This is a genomic window from Actinomadura sp. 9N215 (assembly GCF_044326345.1).
Lineage (GTDB): Bacteria > Actinomycetota > Actinomycetes > Streptosporangiales > Streptosporangiaceae > Spirillospora.
Genome location: NZ_JBIRBA010000003.1, coordinates 239,577 through 259,494 on the forward strand (window position 1 = coordinate 239,577; position 19,918 = coordinate 259,494).

Sequence of the window (19,918 nt, forward strand, 5' to 3'; positions counted from 1 at the left end):
GCCCACCTCGGCGACCATGCCGTTGACGTGGGATGAAATAGCGTGATACATCTCCACAACTTGGGTCAGGCGCGTCCGGAAGATCGCTCCTGGCCACCGGGCTGGGGGTGATCATGGCACCATCCGACACGTCCGCCGCCGTCGCCGGGTCGCCGGCGACCGTGGCCCGAAAACTCGAATCCGCGTCCACGGCACTCGCGAACGAATTCGTCCGGCAGTACGTCTCGGCCGCCGAATCCGGATCCGTCGACCGGCAGGCGCCCGTCGAGGCGTTCGACATGGCGGTGAACGTCATCGGCGTGTGCGCGTCCGGCCTCTCCGGGGACGGGCCGATCGGCGAGCTGCCGTCCGCGCGCGGCTCGCGCGTCGCGCTCCAGGGCCGGTCCGTGGTGGAGGCGGTCGAGTGGCTGCGGCTGCTGGAACGGGTCGTCACCGACCACGTCCTGGCGCACGCGGGCACGGGCCCCGACGGGATCTCGATGGACGACGTCCGCACGATCCTCGGACGCCTCTCCGAGCTGTTCGACGTGCTCTGCACCCGCGAGCTGGAGTCGTTCACCACCACCTACAACGAGCTGGCGGGCTGGCAGGCCCGGGTCAGCACCGACCTGCTGAGCTGCCTGATCGCCGGGCCCGCGGTCGACGCGAGCACGGTGAACGACCAGGCCAGGATGCTGAACATCAACCCGCACCAGCCGTTCCGCGCGGTCGCGGCCTACCACGAGCCGGCGCCGACGGCGCAGCAGTGGGCGCGGGTCCGCCGCCGGGTCATGGAGGTGCTGTGGCGGCACGACCCGCGCCGCGAGATCCTCCTGCGGGAGCGGCGCGGCGTGCTGCTCGCGCTGGTGCCGCTGGACCGTCCGGGCCCCGGCCTCGTCCCGCTGCTGACCGAGATGCTGGACGGCGAGCCGGGCCGGTCGCTGTTCGTGTCGGCGGGCGAGCCGGGCAAGTCGCTGTCGGCGGCCGGGCACAGCTGCAGGCAGGCGCTGTCCGCGCTGGAGATCAGCATCTACCGCGATCAGCGCGGCCAGGTCACCCAGTGCACGGACGTGATCCTCGAAGTGCTCCTCGCGCACAACCGGTGGGTGTCGAACCGGCTGATCGAGACCCGCATCGGGCAGCTCGTCGAGAAACCGCATCTGCTGGACACGCTCCGCGTCTACATCACGTGCGATATGGCGCTGCAGCGGACGGCGGAGGAACTCCTCGTCCATCCGAACACGGTCGCCTACCGTTTGCGGCAGATCGCCACGCTGACCGGACGGGATATGCGCCGCATCACCGACATCGGCGATCTCAATGTCGCGCTGATGGCCTACGACGCGATCCAGATGCGCCGCGACCGCGAAGAGGCCAGGACCGATCTTCGCGCGCGGTTGTTCGCCTGACTCGCGGCGCGCTTGATGGCCCGCCATGGCCGCCATGTGCCGGGCACATAATGACCGCCCGATTTCTTTGGTGACTCAGCCTCAACCCATTCCGGACGGATGATTCTAAGCTTCGATCCAATCGCCCTAAGACTGGTTTTGAGCGGAGCGACATGGACCATCGTGCGGACACCTACATCGACGGGAAGTGGGTCGAGAACCACGGCGAGGACGTCATCGCCGTCATCGACCCCTCGACCGGGCAGTGCGTCGCCACGGTCCGCGAGTCGGCGACCGAGGACATGGACCGGGCCGTCGAGGCCGCGGCCCGCGCCCGTCCCGTCATGCGCGCCATGCCGCCCGAGGAGCGCGCCGCGCTCCTGGAACGCGTCGCGGACCAGCTGGAGACCCGGCTCGACGAGCTCGCGGAGCTGATCTCCAGCGAGATGGGCATGCCGCGCAAGCACTGCGGCAACTACCAGGTGCGCACCGCGATCGGAACGTTCCGGAACACGGCGCGGGCCGTCGCCGACGTGGACTTCTCCGCGCCGCTCTCCGGCTCGGCGCCCGGCGGCCGCTCGACCGTCCTGCGCGAACCGATCGGCGTGGTCGCCGCGATGACGCCGTGGAACTTCCCGGTGCTCCAGACCGCCGCGAAGATCGGCCCGGCGCTCGCCGCCGGATGCCCGGTCGTGCTGAAGCCGAGCGAGGTCGCGCCGCTGGACGCGTTCATCCTGGCGGAGGCGTTCGACGCGGCGGGCGCGCCGCCCGGCTCGTTCAACGTGCTGTTCGGCAACGGGCTGCACGTCGGCGAGTACCTGGCCCGCCACCCCGGCACCGCGATGGTGTCGCTGACCGGCTCGACCCGCGCGGGCCGCCGCGTCGCCGAGGTCGCCGCCGCGTCGATCAAGCGGGTGACGCTGGAGCTCGGCGGCAAGTCCGCCGCGGTCGTGCTCCCGGACGGCGACCTCGAAGCGGCCGTCGAGCGCGTTGTGCGGACCGTCATGATCAACACCGGGCAGACGTGCACCGCGCTGACCCGGCTGCTCGTCCCGTTCCAGTCGCTGCCGGAGGTGGAGCAGCTGGTGGCGGCGGCGATGGCGACGTACAGGATCGGCCCGTCCGGCGACCCGGACGCCGACGTCGGCCCCCTCGCCAGCTGGAACCAGAAGCACCGGGTGACCGAGCACACCGAGCGCGCCCTCGTCGACGGCGCCCGCACGATCTGGTCCTACCCGGACGCCGAGCTGCCCCGGGACGGCTACTTCTTCTCCCCCACCGCGTTCACGGTGAACGACCCGCGCATCGCGCTCGCCCAGCAGGAGGTCTTCGGCCCGGTGCTCGCGGTGATCCCGTACGTGGACGAGGACGAGGCCGTGTCGATCGCCAACGGCACCCCGTACGGGCTGGCGGGCGCGGTCTGGTCGGCGGACGAGGAGCACGCGCTGCGGTTCGCGGAGCGGATGGAGGCGGGCAGCATCGAGATCAACGGCGCGCCGTTCAATGGGCTCGCCCCGTTCGGCGGCTTCAAGCAGTCCGGGTACGGCCGGGAGCTGGGCGCGTTCGGGATCACCCAGTTCACGGAGCTGAAGGCCATCCAGCGCCACACCGCGAGTTCCCGATGAGCCGTACGGGCGGTGACCTGGTCGTCGAGGCGTTGCGGGCGCTCGGCGTGGAGACGCTGTTCGGCGTGGCGAGCGTGCACAACCTGCCGATCCTGGACGCGGCCCGCCGCGACGGCGGCATCAGGGTCGTGAACGTGCGGCACGAGCAGGCGGCCGTCCACGCGGCGGACGGCTACGCCCGCGCCACCGGACGGCTCGGCGTGGCCCTCGCGTCGACCGGGCCCGGCACGGCCAACACGATGGGCGGCCTGTTCGAGGCGCAGTTCGCGGGCTCCCGCGTGCTGGTCATCACGGGCCAGGTGGAGAGCCGTTTCCTGGGCCGGTCCAAGGGCTACCTGCACGAGGCGGAGCAGCAGCTCACCATGCTGCGGACGCTGACCCGCGAGTCGTGGTCGGTGCGCCGCGCCGAGGACATCGCCGAGATCGTCGTGGCAGCCGGTCGCGAGACGGGCCGCGGATGGCCGCGTCCGACGGCCGTGGAGATCCCGATCGACCTCCAGTACGCGCTGGTCCCCGCGTCGCTGCGGGTACCGGAGCCCGCTCCGCTGCCGAAGGCGGTCCCGCCCGACGACCGGGTGCGCGCGGCCGCCGACCTCCTCGCGGACGCCCGCCGTCCGCTGATCTGGGCGGGCGGCGGCGTGCTCAGCGCGGGCGCCTGGCCCGAGCTGCGCCGCCTGGTCGAGCGCCTGGAGATCCCCGTCGTCACCTCGGTGCAGGGACGCGGCGCGCTGCCCGAAGACCATCCGCTGTGCCTCGGCGCGCTCGCCACGACGCCGCCGCTGCGCGAGGTCGTGGAGGACGCCGACGTCGTCCTCGCCGTGGGTGCGCGCTTCCAGCAGTTCGCGACCGACGCGTGGCGGCTGCGGCTCACCGACCGGTTGATCCACGCCGACGCCGACACGAGCGTGTTCGGCCGCACGTATCCGCCCGCCGTCGCGCTGCACAGCGATGCGGCCGAGGCGTTGCGCGCCCTGGACGAGCATGTGTCCACGACCGCCGCCACCGGGGAGTGGGCCGTGTCCGCCCGCAAGGCCGCGGCCGAGGCGCGCGAGAACTCCCTCGAATCCCTCGGTTCGGACCATCGCGCGATCGTCGCGGCGATCCGCCGGTCGCTGCCGAGGGCGGGCGTGGTCGTCCGCGACTCGACCGTCCCCGCGTACGCGTGGGGCGACCGGCTGCTGCCGATCTTGGAGCCGCGGACGTCGCTGCATCCGGCGTCCGCCGCGATCGGCCCCGGGCTGCCGCTCGGGATCGGCGCCGCGATCGGCAGCGGGCAGCGCACGGTGGTGATCCACGGCGACGGCGGCATCATGCTGTCGATCGGCGAGCTGTCGACGCTCGCGCAGGCGGGCGCGCCGGTCACGGTCTGCGTGTTCAACGACGGCGGGTACGGGGTGCTGCGCGACGTCCAGCGCGCGACGTTCGACGGCGCCCGCAACGACGTCGACCTGCACACGCCCGACTTCACGGCGCTGGCCGCCGCGATGGGCGTGCCCGGCGAGAAGGTGGCGGACGTCGCCGCCTTCGACCGCGCGTTCGCCCGCTCGGTCGAGGAGACCGGGCCGTATCTGATCGAGATCGACCTGACGGCGCTGGCCCCGATGAAGCGCCGCGCGGGACGCCAGCAGCTGCTGGGCTGATCAAGTCCGCCACGTCCGATGGTGAGAGGAGCGTGCCCTGATGACCGTCCATAATGGATGGTACAGTTCGCAACATGGCGCTCAACCTCTCGTCCAGCTCCTACCTTGTGCTGGGGCTGATCGGCCTGCGCGGACCGAGCTCGTCGTACCAGCTCAAGCGGGCCGTCGAGCGCTCCATCGGCTACTTCTGGCCGTTCCCGCACAGCCAGCTCTACGTGGAGCCGCGGCGGCTGGCGGAGGCCGGGCTGCTGGAGGAGTCCGCCGAGACCGGTGGGCGCCGCCGCCGGACGTACTCGCTGACCCCGCGCGGCCGCGAGGTGCTGCGCGAATGGCTCGGCGAGCCGGAGACCGAGGTCTTCCAGGTCCGCAACGAGGCCGAGCTGAAGCTGTTCTTCAGCGAGCTCGGCGACGACGGGACGGTCGAGCGCCTCGCGGCGGCGCAGGTCCGCTACCACCAGGGCCGGCTGGACGAGTTCCAGAAGATGCTGGAGCGGCTGGTCGCCGTCCCCGACCTGGAGAAGCGGGTGGCGCCGCTCGTCCTCGGCGTACGGATCGAAGAGGCGTGCCTGTCGTTCTGGCAGGACGTCCGCGAGTCGGGCGTGCGCGGCGCGCTGGGCCGCACGCAGCTTCCCGGTGGCCAGGAGGGGCGCCACCGGGATTGACCACTCCACGGCGCCCGAGGCGGGCGAGAAGAAGGGGACCCACATGGTGATCGCCGACGTCGCCGGCCGAGGACGCGGGCTGCGCTGCCGGGGCCCGCGCCAGGAGACGCTCCTGCGGATGCTGGAGAACACCCTCACGCACGCGGAGCGGCCGGACGACCTCATCGTGTACGCGGGCCTGGCGAAGGCCGCCCGCGACCACAACGCCCTGAAGCTCGTCACCGAGGCGCTGCTGACGCTGGAGGACCACGAGACGCTCGTCGTCCAGTCCGGCAAGCCGATCGGGGTGTTCCCGACCGGGACGCGGGCGCCGCTGGTCGTGATGGCCAACAGCAACCTCGTCGGACGGTGGGCGACCAGCGAGCACTTCTACGAGCTGGAGCGCCGCGGCCTGATCGCGTGGGGCGGGTACACGGCGGGCGACTGGCAGTACATCGGGTCGCAGGGCATCGTCCAGGGGACGTACCAGACGCTCACGGCCGTCGCCGACGCGCATTTCGGCGGCGACCTGGCCGGACGGCTCGTCGTGACCGCCGGGCTCGGCGGCATGGGCGGCGCGCAGCCCCTCGCCACCGTCATGGCGGACGGCGTCGCGCTCTGCGTCGAGGTCGACCCCGACCGGATCAAGAAGCGCATCGACAGCGGGTATCTGGAACGCGGCACCTCGTCGATCGACGAGGCGATCGCGTGGGTGCGGGAGGCGGTCGCGTCCCGGACGGCCGCGTCCGTCGGGCTGCTCGGCAACGCCGCCGACGTACTGCCTGAGCTGCGCGAACGCGGCCTCGTCCCGGACGTCGTCACCGACCAGACGGCGGCGCACGACCTGATGTACGGGTACGTGCCGTCCGGCATGACGCCCGCCGAGGCCGCCGCCCTCCGCGAGAGCGACCCGGACGAGCTGACCCGCCGCGCCCGCGACTCCATCGCCACGCACGTGGAGTGCATGCTCGCCTGGCAGGACGCGGGCGCGATCGTGTTCGAGTACGGCAACAACCTGCGGGCGCAGGCGGCGGAGAACGGCGTCGACGCGTTCCGCATCCCGATCTTCATCGAGAAGTACATCCGGCCGCTGTTCTGCCGGGGCATCGGCCCGTTCCGGTGGGTGGCGACGTCCGGGGAGCAGGCCGATCTCGACCTCATCGACACGATGGTCGTGCGGGAGTTCCCCGACAACCAGCTCGTCCAGCGGTGGATCCCGACGGCGCAGCGGTGGGTGCGGCAGGCCGGGCTGCCGTCGCGGATCTCGTGGCTCGCGCACGGGGAGCGGGCGAAGCTCGCGCTGCTGGTCAACGAGGCCGTGCGGAGCGGCGAGCTGAGCGGCCCGGTCGCGTTCACCCGCGACCACCTCGACGCGGGCGGCGTCTCGCAGCCGCTGCGCGAGACGGAGAACATGCCGGACGGCTCGGACGCCGTGTCCGACTGGCCGCTGCTGAACGCCCTGCTCACGGCCGGTTCGGGCGCCGACCTCGTGGCGATCCACGCCGGGGGCGGCGGCTACGCGGGCTACATGCAGAGCGCCGGGGTCACGCTCATCGCCGACGGCACGGCGGCGGCGGACGACCGGATCACGGCGGCGCTCACCGCCGACACCGGCATCGGCATCATGCGCTACGCGGACGCCGGATACGAGGAGGCGGCCGACGCCGTCCGCGCGAGCGGCCTGCGATGGTTCGGATGACCGCGGAGAAGCCCGCGTTGGAGGGCGTTCGCGTCCTGGATCTGAGCCGCGTCCTGTCCGGGCCGCTGTGTGCGCGCATGCTCGCCGACCTGGGCGCGGAGGTCATCAAGGTCGAGTCGCCGGCGGGCGACGACGGCCGCCGCTTCGGCCCGTTCGTGGACGGCGACAGCTCCTTCCACCGCCATCTGAACCGCAACAAGCTCGGCATCACCCTCGACCTGAAGAACCCGGACGACCAAGACCGGTTCGCCGGGCTGGTCGCCCGGTCGGACGTCCTGGTGGAGAACTTCCGGCCCGGCGTCCTCGGCCGCCTGGGCTTCCCGCCCGACGAGCTTCTCCGCCTCAACCCGGCCCTGGTCGCGGTCAGCATCAGCGGCTTCGGCCAGTCGGGGCCGCTCGCCGACCGTCCGGCCTACGACCTGATCGTGCAGGCGATGTCCGGGCTGATGTCGGTGACGGGCCCGGACGGCGGCCCCGGCGTGCGCGTCGGCGTCAGCATCGGCGACATCGTCCCCGCGCTGTACGGCGTGGTGGCAGTGCTGTCCGCGCTGTACCAGCGAGACCGGACGGGACGCGGACAGCACATCGACGTCTCCATGTTCGACGGCCTGGTGTCCGTCCTGGAGTCGGTGGCGATGCGGGCGATGCACACGGACGAGGACGTCCACCCGACCGGCGGCCACCACGCGATCAGCGCGCCCTATGGAACGTTCGAGGCGAAGGACGGCCCGGTCGCGATCGCGGTGGCGAGCGACGCGCTGTTCGCCCGGCTCGCGGGCGTCCTCGACCGTCCCGGCTGGCTCACCGACGACCGCTACACGACCGACGCCGACCGCGGCCGCCACCGCACGGAACTGCAAGCGGAGGTCGAGGAGGCGCTCGCCGGTCTGACCCGCGCGAACGTCCTGGAACGGCTGGCCGCCGCCAGGGTGCCGTGCGGGCCGGTGCTCGGCGTCCGGGAGGCGCTGGCGCATCCGCACGCCCTGGCCCGCGGCCTTGTGCGCGATGAGCCGGACGGCTTCCGCACGCTCGCGGGCGGTGTCCGCACGACGGGCACCGTCGAGGAGTTCCGCCCGGCGCCGAGGCCGGGCGAGCACGACCATCTGGTGGCGGCCTGGCTCGCCGAGGAGCCGCGCCGCCCGTCCGGACCCGCCCGGAGGGAGTAGCACGGTGCTGAAGGTCGACCTCGTGAACGGGCCCGTCACCATCGCGGGCGCCCTCGACGTGGAGCGCACGCCGAACGGGCTGATCCCCCGGCGGCTGCCCGCCTGGACCCGTCCGCAGCTCACCGACCCGTACCTGCGGCTGATGGTGCCGAGGCCCGCGGGCGTCCGGCTCGTGTTCCGCACCGAGGCCGACATCGTCGAGCTCGACGTCTTCGTCACGCGCTTCCGCAACGCCTACTTCCCGCTGTTCCCCGTCGCGTTCGACGCGGTGGCGAGCTGGTCCCGGGTGATCTCCGAGGAGGTGCGCGGCGGCGACGTGTCCGTCGTCCGCGCAGGTCAGGTCGTGGAGACCGAGCGGGGCAAGCCGGAGACGATCCGGTTCGAGGGGCTCGGCACGTCCTGGAAGGACGTCGAGATCTGGCTGCCACAGGCCGCGATCGTGGAACTGCGGGAACTCCGCGCGGACGGCATCGTCGCGCCCGGCAAGCTCCCCGGCCGCCGCTGGGTGCACTACGGCAGCTCGATCAGCCACTGCGCGGAGGCGGGGACGCCGACCGACGCCTGGCCGACGTGGGTGGCGCGGCAGGCCGGGCTCGACCTGACGTCGCTGGCGTTCGCCGGGAACTGCCATCTCGACCCGTTCGCCGCCCGCACGATCCGGGACGTGCCCGCCGACGTCGTCACGCTCAAGGTCGGCATCAACGTGCAGAACCTCGACTCGCTGAAGGAGCGCACGTTCGTCCCGGCGCTGCACGGGTTCCTCGACACGGTCCGCGACGGCCACCCGCGGACGCCGCTGCTCGTCGTGTCGCCGATCATCTGCCCCACCGCGGAGGACCGCGCCGGGCCGACCGTCCAGGACGACTCCGGCCGCTACCACGCGACGGGCGACGCGTCCGGCCTGACCCTCCGCCGGATCCGCGCTCTGATCGAGGACGTCGTCGCCGCGCGCGAGGAGCACGACCCGCACCTGCGGTACCTCGACGGCCGGGCGCTGTTCGGCCCCGACGACGCGGACGACCTCTACGACGGCCTCCACCCGAACGCCGGCGGCTACCGCCGCATCGGCGAACGCTTCCACGCGCAGGTGTTCGGCCCGTCCGGCCTGTGGCCTGAGCTGGGCGGCGCCTCCAACGGCGCCTCCAACGGAGGGAAGCCGTGATGACGACCGAAGGGCGACCACGATGACGACCATTTCGACGACCGAAGACCACACGGCCCGCGTGCTCGGCCTCATCGACCAGCACGAGCCGGAACTCGTCGCCTTCCTCCGCGACCTCCTCCGCATCCCCAGCGTGTGGGGCGACGGCGAGGCGCTGACGGCCGCGGCCGAGCATCTCGCGATGCCGCTCGCCGACGCCGGGTTGGACGTGGCGCTGCCCGGCTCGGGCACGGACGGGATGCCGAACGTGCTCGCCCGCGCGTCCGGTTCGCGGGCCCCGGACGAGGCGCTGATCTTCAACGGCCACATGGAGGTGTATCCGCCGTCGCAGTCGTGGCGGCGGGACCCGTTCGGCGGCGAGATCGACGGCGGCCGCATCTACGGCGTCGGCGTCGCGGACATGAAGGCCGGGACGGCCGCGATGACGATGGCGGCGGCGATGCTGGCCAGGTCGGGTGTGCCGCTGCCGCGCGACGTCGTCGTCCTCGCGGTCCCGAACCATTTCGAGGGCGGGGAGGGCACCCGGCAGGCGCTGCGCGACGGGCTGCGCGGCGCGTACGCGATCAACTGCGAGCCGAGCGGGCTGCGCGTCCTGACCGGCCAGCGCGGCATCGCCTACGTGACCGTGACCGTGCGCGGCAGGGCCGCCCACACCACGGCGCTCGACATCGGCGTGAACGCCGTCGCGCGGGCGGCGGAGATCGTCCGCGAGGTGCTGGCGATGCCGATCACCCGCGAGTCCGGGGAGGTGCTCGACGACGTCAAGATCTGCAACGTGGCGCAGATCTCCGGCGGGGTGGCGCACAACCTCGTCCCGGAGCGCTGCGAGATCACGTTCGACTTCCGGTTCCCGGCGACGCAGACGCAGGACGACGTGCTGCGGGACGTCCGCGCGGCCGTGGAACGCGCCGTCGACCGGCTCTCCGAGTTCCCGGTGGACGTCGAGCTTGAGGCGACCTGCCTGAAGAACCCGCGCAGCTCGCTGCGGGTGCCGTCCGGGGAGCGGCTCCTCGCCAACGTCGCCGCCGCGCACCGGCACAGCACCGGCCAGGCCGCCGCGCACGACGTGCATCCCGCGTGGCCGGACACGCCGATCTTCTGGGAGTCGGGCATCAAGGCGGTCACCTACGGCCCCGGCTCGATGGACTGCTACTGGGACGACGAGTGGGTCGCCGTCGAGGACTACCTCGCCGCCGTCCGGACGTACGCCGTCGCGGCCCTCACCCTGGGCGGCGGCGATGCCTGACGTCGTCGAGATCTGCTCGGACCTCATCAGGTTCGACACGACCAACCCCGGCGGGACGGAGCGGAAGGCGGCCGAGTACGTCGCCGCGCTGCTGTCGGGGATGGGCCTGGAACCGCGGGTCGTCGAGGCGGAGCCGGGACGGACGAACGTCGTGGCGCGAGTCGCGGGCACCGATCCGGATGTGTCCGCGCTGCTGATCCAGGGCCATCTCGACACCGTCCCGGCCGACGCCGCCGCCTGGTCGCGGCACCCGCTCAGCGGCGACGTCGCGGACGGCTGCGTCTGGGGCCGCGGCGCCGTCGACATGAAGAACGCGGTCGCGATGACGCTCGCCGCGGTCGGCGGCGCGCTCGCCGAGGGCCGCCGCCCGCGCCGCGATCTCGTGCTGGCGTTCCTCGCCGACGAGGAGACCGGCGGGAAGCTCGGCGCCGGGCATCTGGTCGCCGAGCACGCGGACCTGTTCGAGGGGTGCGGGGCGGCGATCGGCGAGGTCGGCGGCTTCAACGTGCCCGTATCCGCTGCCGCGCCGTTGTTCGCGGTGTCGGTCGCCGACAAGGGTCTGCGCTGGTACGAGGTGGTGGAGCGGGGCGTCGCCGGGCACGGCAGCATGCTCCCGGACGACAACCCGATCCCGCGGCTCGCGGAGACGACGCTGCGGCTGGTGTCGTCGCCGCAGCCGTACACGATCACCGAGCCGATGCGGGTGCTGGCGTCCCGGGTCGCCGGACGGCCCGTCACCGACCCCGACGACGTCGCGGACGTGCTGGCCACGCGGACCGGCCCGTTCGGCCGGATGTTCGCCGCCGGGATCCGCACCACCGTCAACGTCACGCGGGTCGGCGCCGGATACAAGGAGAACGTCATCCCGGGCGAGGCGTGGGCGCGGTTCGACTGCCGTTTCGTCCCGGGCCACGAGGACGGCGTGGACGAGCACCTCACGTCCGGCGCCGGGGACGGCACCGAGGTGTCGCTGCTGCGGCGCAGCCCGTCGGTCCTTTCCGACCACGAGAGCGAATGGTTCGGGCTGCTGACCGAGGCGCTGCGGGACGTGAGCCCCGGCTGCGAGGTCGCGCCGTTCGTGTTCAGCGGCGGCACCGACAACAAATGGTTCCGGACGCTCGGCATGGAGACGTACGGATTCACGCCCATGCTGTTCCCCCCGGACTACGACTATCCCGCGATGTTCCACGGCGTCGACGAACGCGTCCCCGTGGACTCCCTCAGATTCGGCGTGCGAGTGATGGAAAGACTGATATCCCTATGAGTCGAGCACGAGGGCCCAGAGTCGCGATCATCGGCTGCGGATTCGGCGGCATCGCCGCCGCGGTGAAGCTGAAGAAGAAGGGCCTCACGAACTTCACCGTCTTCGAGCAGTCGGACGGTCCTGGCGGCACCTGGTGGGACAACCGGTATCCCGGCTGCGAGGTCGACATCGCGTCCCACGCCTATTCCTTCTCCTTCCTGACCTACGACTGGACGCGCACCCACGCCGGGCAGGCGGAGCTCCAGCAATACGCCGAGCACGTCGTCGACCGGTTCGACGTCCGGCGGCACTGCCGCTTCGGCGTCCGCGTCGAGTCGGCCACCTGGGACGCCGACGCGACCCGCTACGACCTGCGGCTCGCGTCCGGCGAGACCGAGCGGTTCGACGTGGTGATCAGCGCGCTCGGCCTGCTCAGCCAGCCCCGCTACCCCGACTGGCCCGGCCTGGACAACTTCGCGGGCCCCAAGTTCCACACCGCGCGCTGGGAGCCCGAGCACGACCTGACCGGCAAGCGCGTCGCCGTCGTCGGGACCGGCTCGACCGCCACGCAGATCGTCCCCGCCATCGCCGAGCAGGTCGAGCAGTTGTACGTCTTCCAGCGGCAGCCCGGCTGGATCCTGCCGAAGGGCGAACGCGACTACACGGCGCGGGAAAGGGCGATATTCCGGCGGCTGCCGGTCGTCCAGAAACTGCGGCGGCTGCGCCTGTTCTACCAGTTCCGGGTCATGTTCAAGGGATACGACCTGAACGGGAAACGGCAGCAGCAGAACCTCCGGCACTGCCGCGAATACATTCAGGCGACGGTGGACGACCCCGACCTGCGCGCCCGCCTCACGCCCGACTACCCGTGGGGCTGCAAGCGTCCGGTATTGGCGAGCGGGTTCTATCCGGCGCTGAACCGGCCGAACGTCGAACTCGTCCCGAACGCGGTCACCCGGGTGACGCCCAAGGGCATCGTGGACGCCACCGGAACCGAACGCGAAATCGACGTCCTGGTCATGGCGACCGGTTTCCACGCGACGAAGTTCCTGGCGTCGCTGGACGTGCGCGGCACCGGAGGCGTCTCCATCCACGACACGTGGAAGAACGACCCGCGGGCCTTTCTCGGCATCACCGTCCCCGGATATCCGAACTTCTTCATGCTGTACGGGCCCAACACGAACGGCGGCTTCTCCGTCCTCGCGCAGCTCGAACGGCAGGCCGAGGTCGCGGTGCGGACGATCGCCCGGATGCGGCGCAAGGGGCTGCGTGCCGTGGACACGCGTCCGTCCGCGACGGAGCGGTGGGTGCGGTGGGTGGACCGGCAGCTCGCCAAGCACGCGTCCGCGATGGGGGCGAACTGCACGAACTACTACCACGCCGAGTCGGGACGGAACGTCACGCAATGGCCGAAGCCGCACGGCGAGTACTACCTGCTGACCAGGACGCTGCCCTACGTCGGCTTCATCGAAGTGCGCTGACGATGCACGGCCTTGAGGCGCTCCACGCCGCCGACCCGGAGTTCTACGCGGCCTGCGTCGAGCTGGCGGACGTCCCCCGGCGGCACGGCGCGCTGGACGCCAAAACGCGGGAACTGGTCGCCCTGGCGGTCAACGCGGCCGTCACGCACCTGCACGAGCCCGGCGTCCGGCGGCACGTCCGCGCGGCCCTGGACGAGGGCGCGACCGGCGACGAGATCATGGAGACGTTCCAGCTCGTGGCCGTCCTGGGCATCCACGCGGCCAGCACCGGCTTCCCCCTCCTCCGCGACCTGCCTCCGTCCGCCCCGGCCGACGACATCGATCGCGAGGCCGTCAAGGCCGAATTCGTCCGGCGGCGCGGCTACTGGGACGCGGCCTGGGACGACGTCCTCCAGCGCGCCCCCGCCTTCTTCGCCGCCTACCTGAACTTCTCCGCGATCCCGTGGAGCCGGGGCGTCCTGGAACCGAAGACGAAAGAACTCATCTACATCGCGATCGATGCGTCCGCGACGCACATGTTCGCGGACGGCCTGAAAGTCCACATCGACAACGCCATCGGCCACGGCGCGACACCGGACGAGATCGTCACCGTCCTTCAGATCGCCAGCGCGATCGGCATCCAGACGCTGGAGGTGGGCGTGCCCATCCTCCAGCAGGAACTCGTGACTCACGCCCGCAGGCGGCGCTCGGCGAAGGGGACGAGACGCACCGGCCCGATCAGCCCGTAGGGCTGGGTCCTGACCGGACGCTTCAGAAAGCGGGCGTAGCCCGGCACCCCCTGCTCGGCGAGGGCGGTCAGCCGGTTCTTCAGCGTGGTGCTGACCTCGACCTCGATGACGTTGCGGCCGGGGCGCAGGAAGGGCCCGACGTCGATCCGGGGCGGGGGCACGCTGGCCGGGTGGACCCGCCGGCCGTTGACCCGGACCTGGACGCCGCCCTCGACGCGGCCGAGCTCAAGGTAGGCTCCGCGGCCCTCCCCGGTCCAGCTCTCGTCGAGCGTGACCGTCGTCCGGTAGGTACCGGTCCCGGACGTGTTCCGCAGCCGGGGGATGGTCCGCCAGTCCGCCGGGCGTTCGAGCGGGAGCGCGTGGTGTTCCTTTCCGCTCGGGACCGCGCCTTCGACGTGCAGCGTCCAGTGCTCCGGCTCCAGGGGGCGCGGGAGCCTGCCTAGGTCGGCCGTGATCGTCCGTCCATCGGACAGCCGGGCGGACACAGGGCCGGGACGGGTCGAGCGCAGGCACAGCTCGTCCCCGTCGACGACGACCGCCTCGGCGGTGGTGGACTCGACGTACGACCCGATCCGGCGGCGCTCGAAGCCGATCACCGCGGTCTCGCCAGGGGCCAGCTCGATCGGCACCGCGACCCGTCCGGCGGCGGCCTGGAAACAGCCCAGCCGGTGGATTTCGCCGGTCCACAGGTCCCAGCGGTCGGGCGCCCGGTCCCCGACCGCGAACGAGGCCGTAAAGCGCGCGGTCGCGCCGCCGACGAGCCGGACGCTCTCGTCAAGGGCGGCCGACTTGTTGAACAGGAACCAGTAGTCGCCCGTGGGAGTCCGCCGGTGCACGCTGTACACCTGCTGCGGACGGTCGAACGACAGGTCGGGCCGGACACCGAGCTGCTCAAGCGCGGCGGGGACTGCGGCCTCGTCGCGCACCAGCCGGACGCGCGGCGGACGCCGCAGGCTCGCCACCGCCTCGCGGACGTCCGCGTCCTCCCGTTCGGGGTCGCGGTAGCTCACGCCCCGGTCGGGAAAGCGGCCCACGAACACGATCGGCAGGCCGTCGCGCGCGAACGACACCAGCCGCCGCGCCACGGACGCGGACATGGCGTCGCTACTGTCGACCACGCCCTGGTGTTTGGACGCGTCCAGCTCGACGACCAGCGCGCCATAGCCAGGCGGCTGCACCACCAGCCGACGATCCCGAACCGCCGTCCGCTCCTGGACGAGCGTGCCCGGATCCACGATGTCGACGCTGTATCCCCAGGCGGCCAGGGCGGCGTCCAGCAGCGGTTCACCGTGGTCGTCTATGTGCAGGTCGTCGACCCTGCCGAAGCCGTGGACGTCGCGGTAGACGGCGACGTCGGTGACCGGACGGCCCGCCCTGAGCACCGTCTGCGCCCTGGCGAAGTAGTCGGCGAGCGGCCGGAGGTGCCGCCACAGCGGGATCGCCGGTGTGAAACCTTCACCGAACCCGAAATCGCGCCCGCCGATATCGTGCTCCGACGACCACGGCCACCACGACGGCCAGCTCGCGCCGTTCGCGAACTTGTAGGGATACCCGTGGAGGACCTGCTCGTTCGCCCCGCCGACGAAGCCCTTGTCGGCCATGTACTTCAGCGCTTCGAGGGTGACCATGTAGTCGCCATGGGTGATGTCCCCGACCTCCAGCGAGGCGACCTCGTTCCCGGCGAGGCGGCCGCCCGAGGTGATCGTCCGGGTGAAGCCGACCGGGCCGTCGAAGGGGTCGGCGTCCGGGGCCGCATACGCCTTGTTGGCCGCGACGACGTCCATGCTCAGCATGTGCGCGCGGCCCTGGAAGTCGAGGCCGTGGCCGCGGGCCCACGCGCGCGCCGGACGGACGTGCTCGTCCACCCACAGTTCGGTCAGCGTCTCGTTGTAGTCGTGCCGGACGCGCCGTCCGGCGGTTCCGGAGAAGTCGTAGATCTGCTCGGCGGCCTCGGTGTCGTCGGAGTGCCAGCCGACCACGGCCAGCGCCGGGAGGTAGGGGATCAGGTCATAGCCACGGCGGGCGCGGAACTCCGCCAGGAACCGGCCGGTCCACAGCAGGCCGGTGAACGAGAACTCCAGCGAGTCCTCGTGGAAGCGGTCGGCCACCTCGGCGGCGAGTGATCCCAGGTGGTCGAGGAGGCGCCGGTCGAGATCCGCGGTCGCCGCCTTGGTCGCGTCGGCGTTGAGCTGGTCCAGGACCAGCGGGTCGTCCGGACTCGTGCTGTCGTTCGACCGCTGGCCGGTGGGCGCCTGCCAGAACCCGAACACGACCCACCGCCCGGCGGGCACCGTCCAGTGCACTCTGCCCTGCGCGTCCAGGGTCGGCGTGAGGTCGGTGACCTGCTCCGGATCAAGAACCGCCGCGTCCTGGCGCGGGGTCGCATCGTGGCGCGGGGTCGCATCGTGGCGCGGGGTCGCATCGTGGAGGCGGGCGGCGACGGGGGCGACCAGTCGCGCGGTGCGACGGTCCAGGTCAGGGGGGCTCGGCGGGGGGCCGCTGAACCTGGACGGCCCGGCCACCTCCCGGTGACCGAACACGAGCTGCTGCTGCGCGAGGGCGGCGTTCGCGCCGGACACGGCGGGGCTGTTCCACGGCCAGCCCGAGCTCACCTGGAAGTCGATGCGGAAGTCGTGGTCCCGCGCCGCCCGCAGCGCCGCCTCCACCCGGCGGGCCCAGTGCCGCGTGCCCCACAGGAACCGTTCGGGCGGCCGCCGGTCGCCCGGCGGGTGGCCGAGGCCGGGGGCCTCGAAGAACTGCGCCCCGCCGAAACCGGCCTCCGACATCTCCCTGACCTCGGCGCGAAGCTCGTCGTCCCGCACCGCCGGACCGGGCCACCACCAGGTGAACCGAGGCCGTAGGCGCGGGCCGGGGTCGCGGAACAGCTCCGCCAGGCGACCCTGCTCCCGGGACGCGGTCACGCCTGCGGCGGTGTCGGCGAACGCGTCGCCGCCGAGCAGCGTCAGGCCCGCGCCGAAGGCTCCGGCGCCGCCGAGGAACGTGCGCCGGTCCAGGCGAGAGGCGGTCTGGTCTGTTGTCATCTCCCCGCTCCCACCGTGAAGGTGGCCGACGCCTGCGCGGGCGCGTGTGCCTTGTTGTATGCGCGGACCCAGACCTCATGCCGTCCCGGCGCGAGTTCCGTGGACGCGGTGAGGCGTCCGGTGGCGGGATCGAAGCGCGCGGGCACGTCGCGGCCGTCCACCTGGAGCGTGAGCCGCCCCGGATGGACGCCTGACAGGGCGTCGCGGATGTCGGCGCTCAGGTCCACCCGGGGGCCGGTGACGGTCGTCCCGTTCCGGGGCGAGAGAGCGGTGATCGACGGCGCCAGCGATATCGGTGTGCCCGGGGTGCCCGCCGGGCGCTGGATGCGGGAGACGGACGGCGGAACCGGCCGACCGGCCGAGGTGGCGCCGAAGACCAGCGGATAGTCCACCGCCCGCCGGACCGTGCCGGGCGCCGTGACGGTGTGCGGCACGCTGACCCGGCCGTGGGCGGGCACCCGTACCGTTGTCGCCGAGCCGGTGGCCGGACGTACCGTCCAGCCGCCGAACGCGCGGGCGGTGAACGTCACGGTCTGGGCGGTGTCGTTGAAGTTGTACACGTCCAGGTTCATGGACGTGGTGGGGTCCAGCCGGTAGCCGTGGGGCGGCTGTTCCGTTCCGTTGCCGTTCTTGTTCGGGGCGGCGTTCCGCGGGGCGAACCGCTGGTTGAGCACGATGTGCTCGGCCGCCGACGGCTTCGCGCGGCGAACCGGCGCGGCGGCGGGCGCCGTCTTTGACGCCGCATTCGGGGCCGCGGCGTCCGATGCCAGGTAGACGGGGTCGGAGGAGGCCGTCAGGCGGACGGTCCCGTCCCGCGTGGGCGTGGCGGTGCTCCGGTGCGCGCCCATGACGTCCAGGATCTCGACGCGGCGGCCGGGGGTCGGCACGTCGACCCGGGTGGGCTTGTCCGCCCAGACCACGGTGACGGTCTTGCCGTGTGCGGCGAACACGTGACCGGTGACGTTGCCCGGCAGTCCCCGTGCGGGGGCGATGTGATTCGCCTCTCCCAGGATCGAGGCCATCGCCGCATGCGCGCTGTAGGCGGGCCAAGGCTGGAACGTCGGGCTCAACATTCCAAAGTAGACGGGCTCATCGTCGTCGCCGCGGGTCCCGTCGCCCTCGGAGGGGAGGAAGCCGACCGGCGATCCGTTGAACCAGATGTACTTCGCCATGCCGCCCGCGAAGCCCTCCACGGCCGATCGGACCAGATACCGCGCCTGGGTGACCTGACTCTCCCGGCTCAGCCCGTCCGGGGAGGACGGGATGAACGCGCCGCCCTCCGCCGTCCACAGCGGTGTCCTGGCCCCGTAGAGCCGCTTCAACGCCTGGTGCTTCTGGAGATCCTCCGCCGGGAACCGCGGGTTGACAGGGTCCGGATACTCGTCCGGGTATGCCTGCATCGCCCAGTAGTCGGCGTAGCCGGCGACCTGGCTCTGCAGTACCAGGTCCTGGAAGTAGCCGGAAAGGTCGTAGGTGGGCAGCACGGTGACCTGCCCCGGCCCGCGATGGTCCGCGACACCGAGCGCGGCGGCCTTGACGTACGCCGCCTGCTGGTCGCCGGTGCTGGCGGTGTCGTCCGACTCCGGCTCGTTGGACAGATGGATCGCGTCCGAACGGGCCGCGCCCGTCTTGCGCGCACGCTGCCGGGCGAACGCGTACGCGTCGCGCAGATCGGCGGGCAACGGCTCGGACGCCGACGTCACCGCCCACCCGGGCGGTTCGGTGATCGTCTCCATCGCCTTCAGGCCGTGGGCGTGGAACGCCCGGGTCAGCGGGTCGTACGGGGTCGGCACGAACCGGCCCCGGGCCGGTTCGGCGGTCGCCCAGTCGTCGCCGTCGCGCGCATATCCGGCACCCATCTCCCGCATCGCCGTCAGCACCGGACCGACTCGCGACGGCGGCAGCGTGCCCGCCGCCCACACGTTCACGCCGAAGCGGTTGGCCGCCCCGGTGACCGGACGGCGCTCGGGCAGACGCGCGACATGACCCACGACCGTGTTGCCGGGCGGACCGGCCTGCGACGCGCTCACCCGGAAGTTCCCGGGCGGCAGGCTCGGGAGGGGGACGGTCACCGACGCGGCGCCGGCCGGGATCGTCGCGGTACCCGAGCCCACCTTGCGTCCGAAGTAGTCACTGATCTCATACCGGATCGGCCGTGCGGACGCCGTGCGGGCGTTGAGGCTCAGCCGCAGGTCCGCGCGTTCGCCGTCCCGGTAGACGCCCACGTTGCCGGGGGCGGCCAGCCCCACGCCGCGCAACGCGAGGTCCGTCGGCGCCAGCGTGAACGCGTCCAGCAGCAGCCGGTACCGGACGGACCCCGCCGCCAGGGCCTCGTCCACCTTGAACGTAATCGTGTTGGTCCCCCGCCGCAGTTCCACATCGTCCAGCCGCAGCCGGTACAGATCACCCCACGCGTGCGGTGAGCCGACCCACCTCGGCTGCGACCAGGCGGACTCCGCGAACGGCGCCCCGTTGACCGACAGGTCGAAGTACGACCCCCACTTATGCGGCGTCAACTGCTCGACGGGGGAGGAGGCCGCCACCTCCATCCGGTACGCCCCGGACGCCGGGGCGTCCACCCGGTAGGTGGCATACCACCCACCGGACGGCGGTTTGCGGGTGGTTTCCAGCTTGAGATAGGCACCGCCCGATGCCCGGCCGTCCTTCGCCACCGGAATGTTCGTCTCGACCGGCGACTCTCCCTGCACGGTGATCGCCGCTCCTGCCCGTCCACTTGCGGGCAGGGCTCCCACCACACCGACCGCCGCGACGGACAGCACCGCGCCCGCCCCGGCGGTCGCACGCCATATCGTCCGCCGCCCGCGGTGGACGTCCTTGGCCGACATCGTCATGCTCACCTCGTCCTTCTTGATCGACAT

At 72.2% G+C, this 19,918-nt stretch carries 13 protein-coding genes; 11 read left to right on the top strand and 2 right to left on the bottom strand.

The window, feature by feature from the left end; all coding sequences use genetic code 11:
* The first annotated feature begins 113 nt into the window (after positions 1-113).
* From ACH34T_RS06520 to ACH34T_RS06570, 11 genes are all read left to right on the top strand, one after another.
* Positions 114-1,388 carry a PucR family transcriptional regulator gene (locus ACH34T_RS06520; protein WP_395991055.1) on the top strand — a complete coding sequence of 425 codons (1,275 nt, stop codon included), beginning with the start codon at positions 114-116 and terminating at the stop codon, positions 1,386-1,388.
* A gap of 152 nt (positions 1,389-1,540) precedes the next feature.
* Entirely contained in the window at positions 1,541-2,992 is a 1,452-nt protein-coding gene (locus tag ACH34T_RS06525; protein WP_395991056.1) for an aldehyde dehydrogenase family protein, read from the top strand.
* On the top strand, positions 2,989-4,632 hold the full coding sequence (locus tag ACH34T_RS06530) for a thiamine pyrophosphate-binding protein (protein ID WP_395991057.1): 1,644 nt from the start codon (positions 2,989-2,991) through the stop codon (positions 4,630-4,632). Before ACH34T_RS06525 ends, ACH34T_RS06530 begins: the two co-directional genes overlap by 4 nt.
* Before the next feature lie 74 nt (positions 4,633-4,706).
* Entirely contained in the window at positions 4,707-5,294 is a 588-nt protein-coding gene (locus ACH34T_RS06535; protein WP_395991058.1) for a PadR family transcriptional regulator, read from the top strand.
* A 43-nt stretch (positions 5,295-5,337) separates the two neighbouring features.
* The gene (locus tag ACH34T_RS06540; protein ID WP_395991059.1) at positions 5,338-6,972 is read left to right on the top strand and encodes a urocanate hydratase; all 1,635 of its coding nucleotides are present in this window, start codon (positions 5,338-5,340) and stop codon (positions 6,970-6,972) included.
* On the top strand, positions 6,969-8,138 hold the full coding sequence (locus tag ACH34T_RS06545; RefSeq protein WP_395991060.1) for a CaiB/BaiF CoA transferase family protein: 1,170 nt from the start codon (positions 6,969-6,971) through the stop codon (positions 8,136-8,138). Before ACH34T_RS06540 ends, ACH34T_RS06545 begins: the two co-directional genes overlap by 4 nt.
* 4 nt (positions 8,139-8,142) lie before the next feature.
* A complete protein-coding gene (locus ACH34T_RS06550; RefSeq protein WP_395991061.1) occupies positions 8,143-9,300 on the top strand; it encodes a GDSL-type esterase/lipase family protein in 1,158 nt (385 codons plus the stop codon).
* Between the two features lie 22 nt (positions 9,301-9,322).
* The gene (locus ACH34T_RS06555) at positions 9,323-10,546 is read left to right on the top strand and encodes a M20 family metallopeptidase (protein WP_395991062.1); all 1,224 of its coding nucleotides are present in this window, start codon (positions 9,323-9,325) and stop codon (positions 10,544-10,546) included.
* Complete coding sequence (locus ACH34T_RS06560; protein ID WP_395991063.1) at positions 10,539-11,810, top strand: M20/M25/M40 family metallo-hydrolase; 1,272 nt, start codon at positions 10,539-10,541, stop codon at positions 11,808-11,810. Before ACH34T_RS06555 ends, ACH34T_RS06560 begins: the two co-directional genes overlap by 8 nt.
* A complete protein-coding gene (locus ACH34T_RS06565) occupies positions 11,807-13,270 on the top strand; it encodes a flavin-containing monooxygenase (RefSeq protein WP_395991064.1) in 1,464 nt (487 codons plus the stop codon). The genes ACH34T_RS06560 and ACH34T_RS06565 overlap by 4 nt, the downstream gene beginning before the upstream one ends.
* A 2-nt stretch (positions 13,271-13,272) precedes the next feature.
* Complete coding sequence (locus ACH34T_RS06570) at positions 13,273-13,998, top strand: carboxymuconolactone decarboxylase family protein (RefSeq protein WP_395991065.1); 726 nt, start codon at positions 13,273-13,275, stop codon at positions 13,996-13,998.
* Here the strand turns inward: ACH34T_RS06570 and ACH34T_RS06575 are convergent.
* Positions 13,938-17,039: a glycosyl hydrolase gene (locus tag ACH34T_RS06575; protein WP_395991066.1), complete on the bottom strand. Its 3,102-nt coding sequence runs from the start codon at positions 17,037-17,039 to the stop codon at positions 13,938-13,940. The two genes, ACH34T_RS06570 and ACH34T_RS06575, sit on opposite strands and share 61 nt — an antisense overlap.
* Complete coding sequence (locus ACH34T_RS06580) at positions 17,036-19,918, bottom strand: hypothetical protein (protein ID WP_395991067.1); 2,883 nt, start codon at positions 19,916-19,918, stop codon at positions 17,036-17,038. Before ACH34T_RS06580 ends, ACH34T_RS06575 begins: the two co-directional genes overlap by 4 nt.